The sequence below is a fragment of the Coprococcus sp. AM97-35 genome (assembly GCF_027697525.1).
Classification (GTDB): Bacteria; Bacillota; Clostridia; order Lachnospirales; family Lachnospiraceae; genus Allocoprococcus; species Allocoprococcus comes.
In genome coordinates this window covers 295,949-311,187 of sequence record NZ_JAQESL010000001.1, presented here as the reverse complement: position 1 = coordinate 311,187, position 15,239 = coordinate 295,949, and the positions used below count along the sequence as shown (strand labels likewise).

At 46.1% G+C, this 15,239-nt stretch carries 12 protein-coding genes; all 12 read left to right on the top strand.

Translation table 11 applies throughout. The annotated features are described in order from the left end of the window. Positions 1 to 128: 128 nt before the first annotated feature. The 12 genes from gpr to infB all read left to right on the top strand — a co-directional run bounded on the left by gpr (position 129) and on the right by infB (position 15,228). Positions 129 to 1,091: a GPR endopeptidase gene (gpr, locus tag PG840_RS01485; protein ID WP_117823782.1), complete on the top strand. Its 963-nt coding sequence runs from the start codon at positions 129 to 131 to the stop codon at positions 1,089 to 1,091. A gap of 119 nt (positions 1,092 to 1,210) precedes the next feature. After that, on the top strand, positions 1,211 to 2,389 hold the full coding sequence (locus PG840_RS01480) for a stage II sporulation protein P (protein WP_022220262.1): 1,179 nt from the start codon (positions 1,211 to 1,213) through the stop codon (positions 2,387 to 2,389). A gap of 228 nt (positions 2,390 to 2,617) precedes the next feature. Next, complete coding sequence (locus tag PG840_RS01475; RefSeq protein WP_022220261.1) at positions 2,618 to 4,537, top strand: DNA gyrase/topoisomerase IV subunit B; 1,920 nt, start codon at positions 2,618 to 2,620, stop codon at positions 4,535 to 4,537. A gap of 80 nt (positions 4,538 to 4,617) precedes the next feature. Continuing rightward, positions 4,618 to 6,858 (top strand): DNA gyrase/topoisomerase IV subunit A, encoded by a 2,241-nt coding sequence (locus PG840_RS01470; protein WP_270613293.1) that lies wholly within the window; start codon positions 4,618 to 4,620, stop codon positions 6,856 to 6,858. Between the two features lie 9 nt (positions 6,859 to 6,867). After that, complete coding sequence (locus PG840_RS01465; RefSeq protein WP_270613292.1) at positions 6,868 to 8,619, top strand: molecular chaperone HscC; 1,752 nt, start codon at positions 6,868 to 6,870, stop codon at positions 8,617 to 8,619. Then, positions 8,619 to 9,608, top strand: a complete 990-nt coding sequence (locus PG840_RS01460) for a DnaJ domain-containing protein (protein WP_270613291.1) — start codon at positions 8,619 to 8,621, stop codon at positions 9,606 to 9,608. Before PG840_RS01465 ends, PG840_RS01460 begins: the two co-directional genes overlap by 1 nt. Positions 9,609 to 9,620: 12 nt before the next feature. Further along, positions 9,621 to 10,181: a hypothetical protein gene (locus PG840_RS01455; protein ID WP_117556497.1), complete on the top strand. Its 561-nt coding sequence runs from the start codon at positions 9,621 to 9,623 to the stop codon at positions 10,179 to 10,181. Between the two features lie 129 nt (positions 10,182 to 10,310). Continuing rightward, positions 10,311 to 10,778: a ribosome maturation factor RimP gene (rimP, locus tag PG840_RS01450; protein ID WP_008369315.1), complete on the top strand. Its 468-nt coding sequence runs from the start codon at positions 10,311 to 10,313 to the stop codon at positions 10,776 to 10,778. Positions 10,779 to 10,797: 19 nt separating this feature from the next. After that, complete coding sequence (gene nusA / locus PG840_RS01445) at positions 10,798 to 11,979, top strand: transcription termination factor NusA (RefSeq protein ID WP_008369313.1); 1,182 nt, start codon at positions 10,798 to 10,800, stop codon at positions 11,977 to 11,979. A 38-nt stretch (positions 11,980 to 12,017) separates the two neighbouring features. Further along, positions 12,018 to 12,272 (top strand): RNase P modulator RnpM, encoded by a 255-nt coding sequence (rnpM, locus tag PG840_RS01440; protein ID WP_334294126.1) that lies wholly within the window; start codon positions 12,018 to 12,020, stop codon positions 12,270 to 12,272. Positions 12,273 to 12,282: 10 nt separating this feature from the next. Further along, positions 12,283 to 12,573, top strand: a complete 291-nt coding sequence (locus PG840_RS01435; RefSeq protein ID WP_117823784.1) for a L7Ae/L30e/S12e/Gadd45 family ribosomal protein — start codon at positions 12,283 to 12,285, stop codon at positions 12,571 to 12,573. A 27-nt stretch (positions 12,574 to 12,600) separates the two neighbouring features. Further along, a complete protein-coding gene (gene infB, locus PG840_RS01430; protein ID WP_117823785.1) occupies positions 12,601 to 15,228 on the top strand; it encodes a translation initiation factor IF-2 in 2,628 nt (875 codons plus the stop codon). The last annotated feature ends 11 nt before the right edge of the window (positions 15,229 to 15,239 follow it).

The window sequence follows — 15,239 nt, the reverse complement described above, 5'->3', positions numbered from 1 at the left end:
GACACGGAACATCCGTCGAACACACTTATTTATTTTAGGCGAAGAAAGATTGCTTGTCAATACATAATTCCAATTTTTTGCGAAAAACTAAGTGAATAAGACAGAAAATACAGAAATGGGAGAGGACTATGGTTGAAAAGTATAATATCAGGACGGATCTGGCGCTGGAAGAGAAGGAACGGTTTGAATCTGACCATGTTGAGGTTCAGGGTGTGATCTTGACGGAAGAGTATGATGAGGAAAATGAGATCCGCATCACGACCGTGAGGATTGAGACCGAAAACGGAGCAAAAGTGATGGGGAAACCGGTTGGCAGCTATATCACGATCGAGGCACCGGAAATGGCAGTTCCCGATGAAGGATATCATGAGGAGATTTCACAGCAGCTCCGGAAATTCATTGGAGAACTGCTTCCTAAAAGAAAGATGGAAAAGATCCTGGTGGTCGGTCTTGGCAACCGCCAGGTGACACCGGATGCACTTGGTCCTTATGTGGTAGACAACCTGCATATCACAAGGCATATCATTGAGGAGTACGGAAAGTATGCAACAGGGGAAGATGAGGTCTGGTCGGTCAGCGCGATCGTGCCGGGGGTTATGGGGCAGACCGGAATGGAGACTGTGGAGGTGATCCGGGGGGTGGTGGCAGAGACAAAACCGGATATCCTTCTGGTGATCGATGCGTTGGCAGCGAGAAATTCAAAAAGGCTGAACCGGACGATCCAGATTGCGGATACGGGAATCAATCCGGGATCCGGGGTGGGAAATCACCGAAATGCAATCACGGAAAAGACAGTCGGGATCCCGGTGATTGCAATCGGTGTGCCGACTGTAGTGGATGCGGCAACCATTGTAGGCGATACGATGGATAATCTGCTCAGTGCAGTGGAAGTATCTGAATCTTTAAAAGGCATGGCAAGTGTGATCAAAGGATACAGTCCGGCAGAAAAATATGAGCTGATCAAAGAACTGATCGCGCCACATTTAAATGGAATGTTTGTAACACCAAAAGATATTGATGAGACCGTCAGGCGAATCAGTTATACGATTTCGGAGGCACTGAATATGCTTTTTGCAGCTTCAGCGACATAATCAGGCAGTGAGCTGCATATATTATGTCAATATGACACAAAAGGTCTGGGGCAGGATCCAGTCTGGAAAGATATGGTTTTGCTACAGCGATCTTCAGAAACTGGCAGGGAGGCGCGCAGATGAAAAAAGAACAGAGAATTTGTGTGCTTCTTGCCATTATGATTTTGGGAATCTGGGGACTGGAAGCAAAAAGCAGCGGTTCACTGATCCCGAAGTCCTGGAAGATCAGGATGATCCAGAGTGTTCAGGAGAATGCGGAGCGACTTTATATGCCGGGAGTTACATATACGGAAAAAAAACAAGGGGAAATCCGGGTGACGGAGGCTGTTGTCCACATGGCATCTGCTCTGATTCCTCTTGGCAATTATGTGACTGAACGGGAGGCGGCAGAGCTTCTGACAGAAGATGAGGCTACCTATGCGATTCTTGCAAAAAAGCAGGCAGAAGAAGAAAATTCGGTGGATGAAAATGGACAGCTTATCGGGAAAGACAAAAGTGAAGAGACAAGGCAGGCGTCCGTACCGACGATGGATCTTTCGATGGAGCGGCTAAATGATTTTGAATATCTTGTGAGCAATTTTTATACGGTGGACAGCGTGACTTATATCAATCCTTCGGAGTTGAACGCTTCGGAGCTGCTTGGAAAGGATTTGAGGATCGATCTGAGTACGGGCGGTTCGAAAATCCTGATCTATCACACCCATTCCCAGGAGACATTTGCAGATTCGGACAATGATCCGTCCACCTCAATTGTAGGGATCGGGCGTTATCTGACGGAGATTTTAAATAACAAATACAAGATTCCGACCATGCATCATGAGGGTGTATATGATCTGATCAATGGGAAACTGGACCGGAGCGAGGCCTATGAATTTGCCAAACCTGAGGTGGAACAGATCCTTGCGGAAAATCCGAGTATCGAAGTGGTGATCGATCTGCATAGAGACGGCGTGGCGGATACTACGCATCTGGTGACAGAGATAAATGGGAAACCGACGGCACAGATCATGTTTTTTAACGGACTTAGCCGGACGCGGGTAAACGGAGACCTTGCCGGAATGGCCAATCCATATTTGCAGGATAATCTTGCATTTTCCCTGCAGATGAAGATTGCGGCAGAAACAAAATATCCGGGATTTGCAAGGAGAAACTATCTTCGCGGCTATAAATACAATATGGATCTGATGCCGCGGATGCTTCTTATTGAGGCGGGCGCGCAGACCAACACGGTAGAGGAAATGCGAAATGCCATGGAGGTGCTGGCAGACCTTTTAAATAGTGTGCTGACCGGACGATAGAGGGAGGATTCTTATGACAGAATGGAAACTACAGAAGTTTAATGATATAAAATATGTTATAATGACGGGGGAGGTCAATTTGGCTTGACAAGAGGATTGAAATTGAGATAGAATTTTTCTTACTGAATTGAAGAAACAGATCAGGGAATCCGGGAAATTGTAAGGAGGCTGCTGCCGCAGGATTTTACCTGGATATTTTAGGATAGATCATAAGAGGAGAGGAAGAAAATGGCAAAAAAGACTACATATGATGCGGAGAGTATTACCATTCTGGAAGGACTGGAAGCCGTCCGGAAAAGACCGGGAATGTATATTGGAAGCGTCAGTACCAAGGGGCTTAACCACCTGGTGTACGAAATTGTAGATAATGCGGTAGATGAGCATCTGGCAGGATTTTGTTCACAGATAGAGGTGACACTGGAAAAGGACGGTTCTGCAACGGTAACAGATAATGGACGCGGTGTGCCGGTAGGTATGCATGCAAAAGGAGTATCGGCGGCCAGAATCGTATATACCACTCTACATGCGGGAGGTAAGTTCGATGATTCGGCATACAAGACAAGTGGCGGTCTGCATGGAGTAGGTTCTTCGGTTGTTAATGCACTATCTACTTATATGGATGTAAAGATCAGCCGTGACGGTGCGGTCCACCACGACCGTTATGAGAGAGGAATTCCGGTGGTAGAACTGGAGGATGGGCTTCTTCCGGTGATCGGAAAGACCAAAAAGACCGGAACCTGTGTCAATTTTCTTCCGGATCCGACAATTTTCGAGAAGACGAGATTTAAAGAGGAAGAGATCAAGAGCCGACTGCATGAGACAGCCTACCTGAATCCGGAACTGACGATTATATTTACAGATAAAAGAAAGACACAGGAAGAGAGGATCGAGTATCATGAACCGGATGGGATCATTGGATTTATCAAGGATCTGAATTCCAAAAAAGAAGTGATCCACGATCCGGTTTACTATAAAGGAGAAGCAGAAGGTATCGAAGTGGAAGTTGCATTCCAGTATGTGAATGAATTTCATGAAAATGTACTAGGTTTCTGCAACAATATTTATAATGCGGAAGGGGGAACTCATCTGACCGGGTTCAAGACGACATTTACGACGATCATGAACCAGTATGCCCGTGAAATTGGTGTGTTAAAGGATAAGGATGCCAACTTTACCGGTGCGGATGTACGGAACGGAATGACGGCGATCGTATCGATCAAGCACCCGGATCCGAGATTTGAGGGACAGACCAAGACAAAGCTGGACAACCAGGATGCGGCAAAAGCGACCGGAAAGGTGACCAGTGATGAGATCCCGCGTTTCTTTGACCGGAATCTGGAGACACTGAAAAAGGTTCTTTCCTGTGCGGAAAAAGCAGCAAAGATCCGTAAGACCGAGGAAAAGGCAAAGACGAATCTTCTGACCAGGCAGAAATATTCCTTTGACAGTAACGGTAAGCTTGCCAACTGTGAGAGCAGGGATGCATCCAAATGTGAAATCTTCATCGTTGAGGGAGATTCTGCGGGAGGAAGCGCAAAGACTGCCCGCGACAGAATGTATCAGGCAATCCTGCCGATCCGTGGAAAAATCCTGAACGTGGAAAAAGCAAGCATCGATAAGGTTCTGGCAAATGCCGAGATCAAGACCATGATCAATGCATTCGGATGTGGATTTTCAGAGGGATACGGTAATGACTTTGATATCACAAAGCTGCGGTATGACAAGATTATCATCATGGCGGATGCGGATGTGGATGGAGCGCATATTTCCACACTGTTGCTGACCTTATTCTACCGGTTTATGCCGGAACTGATATACGAAGGTCATGTCTACGTGGCAATGCCGCCGCTTTATAAGGCAATGCCGAAAAAGGGAGAAGAAGAGTACCTTTACGATGATAAGGCACTGGAGAGATATAGAAAGACACATTCCGATTTTACCCTGCAGCGATACAAAGGTCTGGGTGAAATGGATGCAGAGCAGCTCTGGGAGACAACCCTCAACCCGGAAACTCGAATGATGAAACGGATCGAGATCGAGGATGCACGTATGGCATCCGGTGTAACAGAGATGCTGATGGGAACAGAAGTTCCGCCGCGCCGCGCATTTATTTATGAAAATGCGACAGAGGCAGAACTGGATATTTAAAAACAGATCGGAAAGGCATGGATTTTCAAAAGGGGAAAGTCTGTGCATCAGAAAACATAAACTAGAAGAGGTAAGAGAAAATGGAAGAGTCACAGATCATCCGGACGGAATATTCGGAGCTGATGAAAAAATCATATATTGACTATGCCATGAGTGTTATCATTTCCAGAGCCCTCCCGGATGTCAGGGATGGTTTGAAACCGGTACAGAGAAGAACACTCTATGACATGTATGAGCTGGGAATCCGTTATGACAGACCATACCGTAAATGCGCGCGTATTGTCGGGGATACCATGGGTAAATATCATCCACATGGAGACAGCTCGATCTATGAAGCGTTGGTTGTTATGGCACAGGAATTCAAAAAAGGAATGATCCTGGTAGATGGTCATGGAAACTTCGGCTCCATTGAAGGAGACGGGGCTGCAGCCATGCGTTATACTGAAGCAAGACTGGCGAAAATCACACAGGAGGCATATCTTGCCGATCTGGACAAAGATATTATTGATTTTGTACCGAATTTTGATGAGACAGAAAAAGAGCCGGCAGTTCTTCCGGTAAGAATTCCGAACCTTCTGCTGAACGGTGCGGAAGGAATCGCAGTTGGTATGGCAACCAGTATTCCGACACATAACCTGGGTGAGATTGTGGATGCGGTTAAGGCATACATGAAGAACAATGACATCACGACAAAACAGCTGATGAAGTACATCAAAGGACCGGATTTCCCGACAGGCGGGATTGTCGTCAATAAAGATGATCTGGCAGAAATTTATGAGACTGGAACCGGAAAGATCAAGATTCGTGGAAAAGTAGATGTGGAAGAGATAAAAGGCGGACGGAAGAAGATCGTCATTTCCGAAATCCCGTACACCATGATCGGAGCCGGAATCGGTAAATTTCTGAACGATGTCTGCAATCTGGTGGAGACAAAGAAGACCAGTGACATCGTAGATATTTCCAATCAGTCTTCCAAGGAAGGAATCCGTATTGTAATTGAAGTGAAGCGTGATGCAGATGTGGACAATCTGATCAACATGCTTTATAAAAAGACCAGACTGGAGGATACCTTTGGTGTCAATATGCTTGCGGTAGCTGATGGCAGACCGGAAGTACTGGGACTCAAACGTATCATCGAACATCATGTAGATTTCCAGTTTGAACTTGCAACCAGAAAATACAAGACGCTGCTGAAAAAAGAGCAGGATAAAAAAGAAATCCAGGAGGGTCTGATCAAGGCGTGTGACGTGATCGACCTGATCATTGAGATCCTGCGTGGAAGCTCGTCCATCAGGGATGCAAAAGAATGTCTGACAACAGGTACGACGGAGAAGATCAAGTTTAAGTCGAAAAGATCTGAGAAGATGGCATCCATGCTCCGGTTTACTGACCGGCAGGCACAGGCAATTCTGGAGATGCGTCTGTACAAGCTGATCGGTCTGGAAATCGAGGCGCTGATGAAGGAGCATGAGACAACGCTTGCAAATATTGCAAAATATGAGGATATTCTGAATAATTATGATTCTATGGCGCAGGTGATCATTGATGATTTGGATGCGCTGAAAAAAGAATATGCCGTGAAGCGTAAAACGAAGATCGAGAATGCAGAAGAAGCTGTGTTTGAGGAAAATAAAGTACAGGAGCAAGAGGTTGTCCTTCTGATGGATCGATTTGGTTATGCAAAGACGGTGGATGGATCCGTCTATGAACGTAACCGGGAAGCGGCAGATAAGGAGAATAAGTATATTCTGCGCTGTATGAATACTGGCAAGTTGTGTCTTTTTACATCGGATGGCAAGATGCATCAGATCAAAGTGATGGATCTCCCTTATGGAAAATTCAGGGACAAAGGATTTCCAATCGACAATGTAAGTAATTTTGACAGTACAAAAGAAGAAATCGTATATCTATGTGATGACAGAGAACTCTTTTTCTCAAAATTTCTGTTTGTCACGAAGCAGGGAATGATCAAAAAGGTGGCAGGAAGTGAATTCCAGGTAACTAAGCGGACAATCGCGGCAACGAAACTGCAGGATGAAGATGCACTGGTAAGTATCCGGCCGATCCGGGATGTGCAGGATGTAGTTCTGATGACGGAGAATGGATTTGTGCTCCGTTTCCCGGCGGAAGAAGTTTCGGAGAAGAAAAAGGGTGCAGTTGGTGTGCGCGGTATGAAATTACAGAAAAATGACAGCGTGGAAGAGGTATATCTGTTTGAAGAAGGAACGGAGAGCAAGGTGATCTTCCATGAAAAAGAAGTGACACTGAACCGTTTGAAACGGGCGAAAAGAGATGGAACAGGAACACGAATGAGAAAGTAGGTCGGTCATATGGCAACGGTAGGAATTGATCTTGGAACAACAAACAGTCTGGTAAGCGTGTGGCAGGATGATAAATGCACGTTGATTCCAAATAATCTGGGAGAATATTTAACACCGTCGGTAGTAGGAATTGATGAGGACGGTGAGATGCTGGTAGGGAGAACGGCGAAAGAGCGTCTGATCTCCCATCCGGAAAGTACAGTGGCAAGTTTCAAGCGTTTTATGGGGACGGAGAAGACATTTATGCTTGGAAACAGGCGGTTTACAGCGGCAGATCTGTCGTCTATGGTCCTGCGGCAGCTGAAAGAAGATGCGGAAAAATACCTGGGTGAGCCGGTTGAAGAGGCAGTCATCAGTGTTCCGGCGTATTTTAATGATTTTCAGAGAAATGCGACGAAGATGGCAGGAGAGCTTGCCGGACTTACTGTGGAGCGTCTGGTCAATGAGCCGTCGGCGGCAGCACTTGCCTATCGCTTTGGAAAGACTAAGGAGGATCAGACCTTTCTGGTGTTTGATTTTGGCGGAGGAACTCTGGATATCTCGATCGTAGATGCATTTGACAGTGTGATCGAGATTGTGGCAGTTGCCGGAGACAATCATCTCGGTGGGGATGATGTGAACCGTGCAATTGCGGAAAAATTCCTAAGTGTCAATCAGATTGATGAAGGAAAGATCACTAATGAAGAAAGAGCCAGCCTGATCCGGGAGAGTGAGAAGCTGAAACGTACACTGACTGATGCGCCGGAGGGCGAGATGGAGGTTGTGATCGGCGGACAGATTTACCAGATGAAACTGGATGCGAAAGGACTTCTGGAGGTGTCTGCAAAGCTGCTGGAAGGAATCGGGATTCCACTGAAACGGGCGATGAACGACAGTGGTTATGGATGGGAAGATATTGACGAGATCATTATGATCGGTGGATCCGGTAAGATGAAGATCGTGCAGAATTATCTGCAGTTTTTAAGTGGCAAAAGACCGCGGTGTGAGATCGATCCGGATGTTGCGGTTGCGGTCGGCGCCGGAATGTATGCCGGGATTAAGGAACGACAGCAGGCAGTGCGGGATGTACTTCTTACAGATATATGTCCGTTTACACTCGGAACCGAGATCATTCACGGGGATCCGAAAGGACCGGCGATCATGTCTCCGATCATTGAGCGAAATTCGGTTCTTCCGATCAGCCGGGTGGAGCGATACTGGACGGTACATCAGTTCCAGGAATACTGTGATATCACGATTTTACAGGGCGAGCACCGCTATGCAGACCAGAATCTGGAGCTCGGGCGGATCCGTGTGCCGGTGCCGCTGGCAAGAAGAGAGGATCAGAGGGAAGCGGTGGATGTCCGATTTACCTATGACATTAACGGAATTCTGGAAGTGGATGTGACCGTGGTGAGCACCAAGGAGCATTTCAGTAAGGTGATCGTCAACAAAAATATCCATCTGACACCAGAGCAGATTGAGGAAAGAAGAAAAGAGCTGCAGAAGATTAAGATCCATCCGAGAGAGCAGGAAAAGAACCGGCTTCTGCTGGAAAGAGGCGACCGTCTTTACGAAGAAAACACCGGAGAAATCCGAAAATATCTGGACAAGATCCTGGCAGATTTTTCAGTTGCATTAAATGCACAGGATCTGCGGACGATCGAGAAGGCGTATATAAGGACAAGTGAGCTTCTGGATATTGTGGAGAATACACCGAAGAGATCGGTGCCGGTCAAGATAGAAGCTTATCTGTATGATGAGTGGAGGAGGCAGCAGTGATGAACTGTTTTACGGTACTTGGGATTGAACCAACAACGGAAAAGAAAACGATAAAGCGGGCGTATGCGGCGAAGTCCCGGGAGTTCCACCCGGAAGAACATCCGGAGGAATTTCAGAGGATCCACGATGCCTATGAAGAGGCGCTTGCGTGGGCGGAGCGCAATGCGGGAAGAGGGGAAGAGCCACAGATGCCGGAAGAGCCGCGGCGGATGGAGATGGGAGCAGCGGAGCAGGAAAAAGCAGCGGAATCTGAAACATGGAATTATGCAGAGCCGGAGAGAAATCCGGAAGAGGCTTACATGGAAAATCCTCAGAAAGAAGATGCACAGTCAGAAGAATCTTCTGCGCAGTATGAAGAACTTCCTGTGCATTCTGACGAAGATTCTGAGGAAAGTTTCCGGGAAGAAGAGGCAGGAGAGCCACCTGTACAGTTAGAGGAAGATTCCCAGACATGGGACAGTGACTGGACCCGTCAGTTCCAGAATATGGCGGATGCTTCTGAGCGACAAGGCGCGGATGACCGTGAGGTCCGGAAAATCATGGAGCAGTGCATCAGTCTGTATTTGAATGAAAAGGAACGGAATAAGCTGTATCACTGGAAGGATATTCTGGAGGAACCGGCGTATAGAGAATATTTCCGAACAAAAACCTTTGTGGAATCCTGGTATCATTTTCTGGATACCCACCGGATGTTTGATGCGGCGATCTGGCAGTATTTTCAGTGGATTGATGGAAAATTATTTTCAGCTCTTGAAGCAGATGTGATGCCGTTTGCCTATCCGACACAAGAAGAAATCGAAAGAATGCCGCGGCAGGAGACACCGGAACAGACGCAGGAGAGGCGAACACCGGAGCCTGGTCCGGCACTTCCAAAGGTGAAAAAGGAGAAATCCAAAGCGGTGAAGGTACTCTTATATCTTGCGGCGCTTGCGGGAACCGGGATCGGCGGAATGATCCTTGGAATTATAGCAGGTACGATATTAGGGTAAGGAGGACGGAAGATGAAAAAGAAAAAATCCGGAAAAAGAATTTTTGCAATCGTTCTTCTTGTTGTGATTGGAATTGGCGGTTTTTACTTTGGATATGATATCGGAAGAATGGATCACGATGAGGAGAGGATTCGGGCAGAGCTGAAAAAGACGACTGCTGATTCAGAAATATCCATCCGCCCGGTTGCAAAGGGTGGTACTGGAAAAACGGAGATCGAAATCCTGACAGAATGTCTGGAGGATGCGAAGGACAGCCTGGAGAATCTGGAAAAATATAATGAACAGCTGCAGGCACTCGATGGAAAGACACCGGATACAGAAACCGTTGTTTTGATACAGGATCTGGATGATAAGAATGAAAAAGCATATGAAGTACTGAAAGATCTTACGGAAAACCCGGCGGGATACATTGCAGAAAAAGCAGCGGCGCGTGGCGAAGGTGATGAAGTCTGGGCAGATGACTGGGCAGCAGATATCCAGGTTGTTAAATGGCTGAAAGAGAACGACGGAAAGCGTCTTTACAAAGAGAATCAGGCATATATTTTAAAAATCCTTGCATTTCAGGAAAAGTAGTGCTATACTGTATGCAGTTACATAAGAAATCTGGCAGAAGAGTGGACGAAAGTTCACTCTTCTTTTTGCCAGTCATACAACCAAAATCGGACAGATTTTTGGAGCCTGATTAAGAAAGGAAGTTGCAGATTGTCAAAAAAAGAAGTATATGAACAGAAAACAGAAGAGATTCTGAACCCAATCGTGGAAAAGCATGGATTTGATCTCTGGGATGTAGAATATGTAAAAGAGGGCGGAAACTGGTACCTGCGTGCTTATATTGATAAGCCGGGAGGAATTATGGTCGATGACTGTGAGGTTGTAAGCCGGGAACTTTCAGACATTCTGGATGAGAAGGATTTTATCGATGAAGCGTATATTCTGGAAGTGAGTTCGCCGGGACTTGGCAGACCGCTGAAGAAAGAAAAAGACTTTGCAAGAAGCCTGGGAGAAGAAGTAGAGGTTCGTACTTACCGGGCAATCGACAGACAGAAAGAGTTTATTGGAATCTTAAAAGATTATGATAAAGATACAGTTACCATTGAATATGAAGACGGCGAGACGATGACATTTGATAAAGCAGACATCGCACTGATCCGTCTGGCGTTCGATTTCTAGTGACAGGAGGAAGAAGGAAATGAATACCGAATTATTAGAAGCACTTACAATTCTTGAAGAGGAAAAAGATATCAGCAGAGATACTCTGATGGATGCCATTGAGAATTCACTGATCAATGCATGTAAGAATCATTTCGGAAAAGCAGACAATATCAAAGTAATTATGGATAAGGAGACATGCGATTACACTCTGATCCAGGAGAAAACCGTTGTAGAAGAAGTAGAGGACAAAGTAGAACAGATCAGTCTTGCAGATGCGAAGATGATCGATCCTTCTTATGAGATCGGTGACATCGTACAGATCCCGGTTGAGTCCAAATCTTTCGGACGTATCGCAACACAGAATGCAAAGAACCTGATTCTTCAGAAGATCCGCGAAGAAGAAAGAAAAGTTGTATATGATCAGTACTTTGAAAAAGAAAAAGATATCGTGACAGGTGTGGTTCAGAGATATATTGGCAAGAATGTCAGTGTAAACCTTGGAAAAGCAGATGCGATCCTTACTGAGAATGAGCAGGTAAAAGGTGAGAAATTCGAGCCGACAGAGCGTATCAAACTTTACGTTGTAGAGGTGAAGAACACGACAAAAGGACCAAAGATCCTTGTATCAAGAACACATCCGGAACTGGTTAAGCGTCTTTTTGAGGCGGAAGTAACCGAGGTGCGTGATGGTATTGTAGAGATCAAGAGCATCGCAAGAGAAGCAGGTTCCCGTACCAAGATCGCAGTATGGTCTAACGACCCGGATGTAGATCCGGTTGGAGCATGCGTTGGTATGAACGGTGCCAGAGTCGGAGCCGTTGTAAATGAACTCCGCGGTGAAAAGATTGATATCATCAACTGGAGTGATAACCCGGCAATCCTGATCGAGAATGCACTCAGCCCGGCGAAGGTTATTTCTGTAATGGCTGATCCGGATGAGAGAACAGCAAGTGTAATTGTACCGGATTACCAGCTTTCACTTGCAATCGGTAAAGAAGGTCAGAATGCACGTCTTGCAGCAAGACTGACCGGATATAAGATCGATATCAAGAACGAAACACAGGCGATCGAGTCTGGCGAACTTCCGGCAGATTATATGAATATGGCTGAGAATTATGAAGATGATTATCAGGAGGAAGAGTATTCAGACGAAGAATATTCTGCTGATGAAGAATCAGAGGAAGAAGTAGCAGATGATCTTGATCTGTATGAAGAATAGACAGAGGTGATTATTTGAGTACGACCAAAAAGATCCCGATGCGTAAATGCGTGGGATGTCAGGAAATGAAGAATAAAAAAGAAATGCTGCGTGTTCTGAAAACAGCAGAAGGCGAATTCATTCTGGACGCAACCGGACGTAAGAACGGGCGCGGGGCATATCTGTGCTTTTCCGGAAAATGTTTGCAGGAAGCAATAAAGAATAAAGGACTGGAACGTTCTTTCAAACAGGCGATACCAAAAGAGATATACGAAAATCTGGAAAAGGAGCTGGAGCAGCTTGAACATAAATAGAGCATTATCGATGATCAGTCTGGCGACCAAAGCCGGCAAGACAAAGAGCGGGGAATTCATGACAGAAAAAGAAGTCAAGGAAGGACGCGCGCATCTGGTGATTGTGGCAGACGACGCATCGGACAATACAAAAAAGAAATTTCAGAACATGTGTGATTTTTATAAAGTGCCAATATACTTTTTTGAAGATAAAGATACCCTGGGCCATGCGATGGGAAAAGAGTTCCGCGCTTCGCTTGCAGTAACAGATGCAGGGTTTGCAAAAGGAATCAGAAAACATCTGGATATGGAAGAAGAATAATAGGAACTGTATACAGGAGGTAGATTTATGGCAAAATTAAGAGTATATGAACTGGCAGAACAGATGAATAAGACAAACAAAGAAATACTCTCTATATTAAAAGATAAAGGAATTGAGGTGGCAAGTCATATGAGTACACTTTCAGATGAACAGATTGATGCAGTAAAAAGTGAAAAATCTTCTGAAGATACCCCGAAGAAGAAAAATATCGTTCAGGTTTTCAGACCGCAGAACTCACAGGGCGGCGGAAGAGGCCGTAATGGTCAGGGACGCCCGCAGGGCAGTCGAAACGGACAGCGCCCGCAAGGCAATGGAAATGGACAGGGACGCTCACAGGGCAATGGAAACAGACAGGAACGTCCACAGAATGGTAACAGCCAGGGACGCCCTCAGGGAAATGGCCAGGGACGTCCGCAGAACGGAAACAGACAGGAACGCCCGCAGGGTAATGGAAATGGCCAGGGACGTCCACAGAACGGAAACAGACAGGATCGTCCGCAGGGAGAAAACCGTGATAACAGACAGCGCAGAAATCCAAACGGACCAAGAAACGGTCAGGATCAGAGACAGGGACGCCCGGGTGATGGAAGAAGAGATGGCGGATTCCAGAACCGCGGAGACAGAAGAGATAATCGAGATAACCGTGATAACAGAGACGGAAGAGAGATGCGTGATGGCGGACGCCGTGACGACAGAAGAAAATCTAGCCCGTCTATTCCGGCACCTGCAATCGCAGAACAGAAACCAAGCCGCAACAAACCAAAAGATGCGCACAAGAAGAAAGAATATAACAGAAATGAAGAGAACGAAGACAGACTGCAGAAAGGCAAAAAGGGCAAAAACAATAACGCTCAGCCGAAAATGGTAAAACCACAGCCGAAGAAAGAGGTTGTGGAGGAGCAGATCAAGCAAATCACAATTCCGGAAGTACTTACAATCCAGGAACTTGCAGATGCAATGAAGATCCAGCCATCCGTAATCGTTAAGAAACTCTTCATGCAGGGCAAGATTGTAACAGTCAACCAGGAAATTGATTACGAGACAGCTGAAGAAATCGCTCTGGAATTCGATGTACTCTGTGAAAAAGAAGAAGTAGTCGATGTGATCGAAGAACTTCTGAAAGAAGACGAAGAAGACGAAAAGAAAATGAAGAAACGTCCGCCGGTAGTCTGCGTTATGGGACACGTTGACCACGGTAAAACCTCTCTTCTTGACAAGATCCGTGATACTCATGTCATCGCAGGAGAAGCAGGTGGAATCACACAGCATATCGGTGCTTCAGTTGTGGAAATCAACGGTGAGAAAATCACCTTCCTCGATACACCGGGACATGAAGCATTTACCGCAATGCGTATGCGTGGTGCAAATTCTACCGATATTGCAATCCTGGTTGTTGCAGCAGATGACGGTGTCATGCCGCAGACTGTAGAAGCGATCAACCATGCAAAGGCAGCAGGGATCGAGATCGTAGTTGCAATCAACAAGATTGACAAGCCAAGTGCCAATATCGACCGTGTAAAACAGGAACTGACCGAATATGAACTGATTCCGGAAGACTGGGGCGGAAGCACTATCTGTGTACCGGTATCTGCTCATACAGGAGAAGGAATCAAAGAGCTTCTGGAAATGGTTCTTCTTACCGCAGAAGTGATGGAACTGAAAGCAAATCCGAACCGCCGCGCAAGAGGTCTTGTAATTGAGGCTGAGCTTGACAAAGGAAAAGGACCGGTTGCAACCGTTCTTGTACAGAAGGGTACACTCCGTGTCGGAGATCCGATCGCAGCAGGTTCTGCATATGGTAAAGTACGTGCCATGATGGATGACCAGGGACGCCGTGTAAAAGAAGCAGGTCCTTCTATGCCGGTTGAGATCCTCGGTCTTAATGATGTGCCGAATGCAGGTGAAGTATTTGTTGGCTGCAAGAATGATAAAGATGCAAGAAGCTTTGCAGAGACATTCATCAGTCAGAACAAGATCAAGAAACTGGAAGAAACCAAGTCCAAGATGTCTCTGGATGATCTGTTCAACCAGATCCAGGAAGGCAACTTAAAAGAACTTGGAATCGTTGTAAAAGCAGACGTACAGGGATCTGTAGAAGCGATCAAGCAGAGCCTTGTCAAACTTTCCAATGAAGAGGTCGTTGTCAAGATCATCCATGGTGGTGTTGGTGCGATCAATGAATCTGACGTTACGCTTGCAGCAGCATCCAATGCGATCATTATCGGATTCAATGTACGTCCGGACGCAACTGCAAAGGAAACGGCAGAACGTGAAGGCGTTGATGTGAGACTGTACCGTGTCATCTACAATGCGATCGAAGACGTTGAAGCAGCCATGAAGGGTATGCTTGAGCCTGTATTTGAAGAAAAGGTACTTGGCCATGCCGAAGTACGTCAGACATTCAAGGCTTCCGGAGTCGGAACAATTGCAGGATCTTATGTCCTTGACGGTACATTTGAACGTGACTGCCAGGCAAGAATCGTTCGTGACGGCGTTGTGATCTATGATGGAAAGCTTGCTTCATTAAAGCGTTTCAAAGATGATGTGAAGGAAGTTAAAGCCGGATATGAATGTGGTTTCGTATTTGAACGTTTCAACGATGTCAAAGAAGGAGACCAGGTAGAAGCATTCAAGATGGTGGAAGTTCCTAGATAAAGAAGGGTAGA

Coding starts and splice junctions, on each gene's coding strand:
- rnpM (WP_334294126.1), top strand. CDS start 12,018: ATGCGTAAATGCGTGGGATGTCAGGAAATGAAGAATAAAAAAGAAATG.
- PG840_RS01470 (WP_270613293.1), top strand. CDS start 4,618: ATGGAAGAGTCACAGATCATCCGGACGGAATATTCGGAGCTGATGAAA.
- PG840_RS01455 (WP_117556497.1), top strand. CDS start 9,621: ATGAAAAAGAAAAAATCCGGAAAAAGAATTTTTGCAATCGTTCTTCTT.
- PG840_RS01435 (WP_117823784.1), top strand. CDS start 12,283: ATGATCAGTCTGGCGACCAAAGCCGGCAAGACAAAGAGCGGGGAATTC.
- PG840_RS01460 (WP_270613291.1), top strand. CDS start 8,619: ATGAACTGTTTTACGGTACTTGGGATTGAACCAACAACGGAAAAGAAA.
- PG840_RS01480 (WP_022220262.1), top strand. CDS start 1,211: ATGAAAAAAGAACAGAGAATTTGTGTGCTTCTTGCCATTATGATTTTG.
- PG840_RS01465 (WP_270613292.1), top strand. CDS start 6,868: ATGGCAACGGTAGGAATTGATCTTGGAACAACAAACAGTCTGGTAAGC.
- gpr (WP_117823782.1), top strand. CDS start 129: ATGGTTGAAAAGTATAATATCAGGACGGATCTGGCGCTGGAAGAGAAG.
- nusA (WP_008369313.1), top strand. CDS start 10,798: ATGAATACCGAATTATTAGAAGCACTTACAATTCTTGAAGAGGAAAAA.
- PG840_RS01475 (WP_022220261.1), top strand. CDS start 2,618: ATGGCAAAAAAGACTACATATGATGCGGAGAGTATTACCATTCTGGAA.
- infB (WP_117823785.1), top strand. CDS start 12,601: ATGGCAAAATTAAGAGTATATGAACTGGCAGAACAGATGAATAAGACA.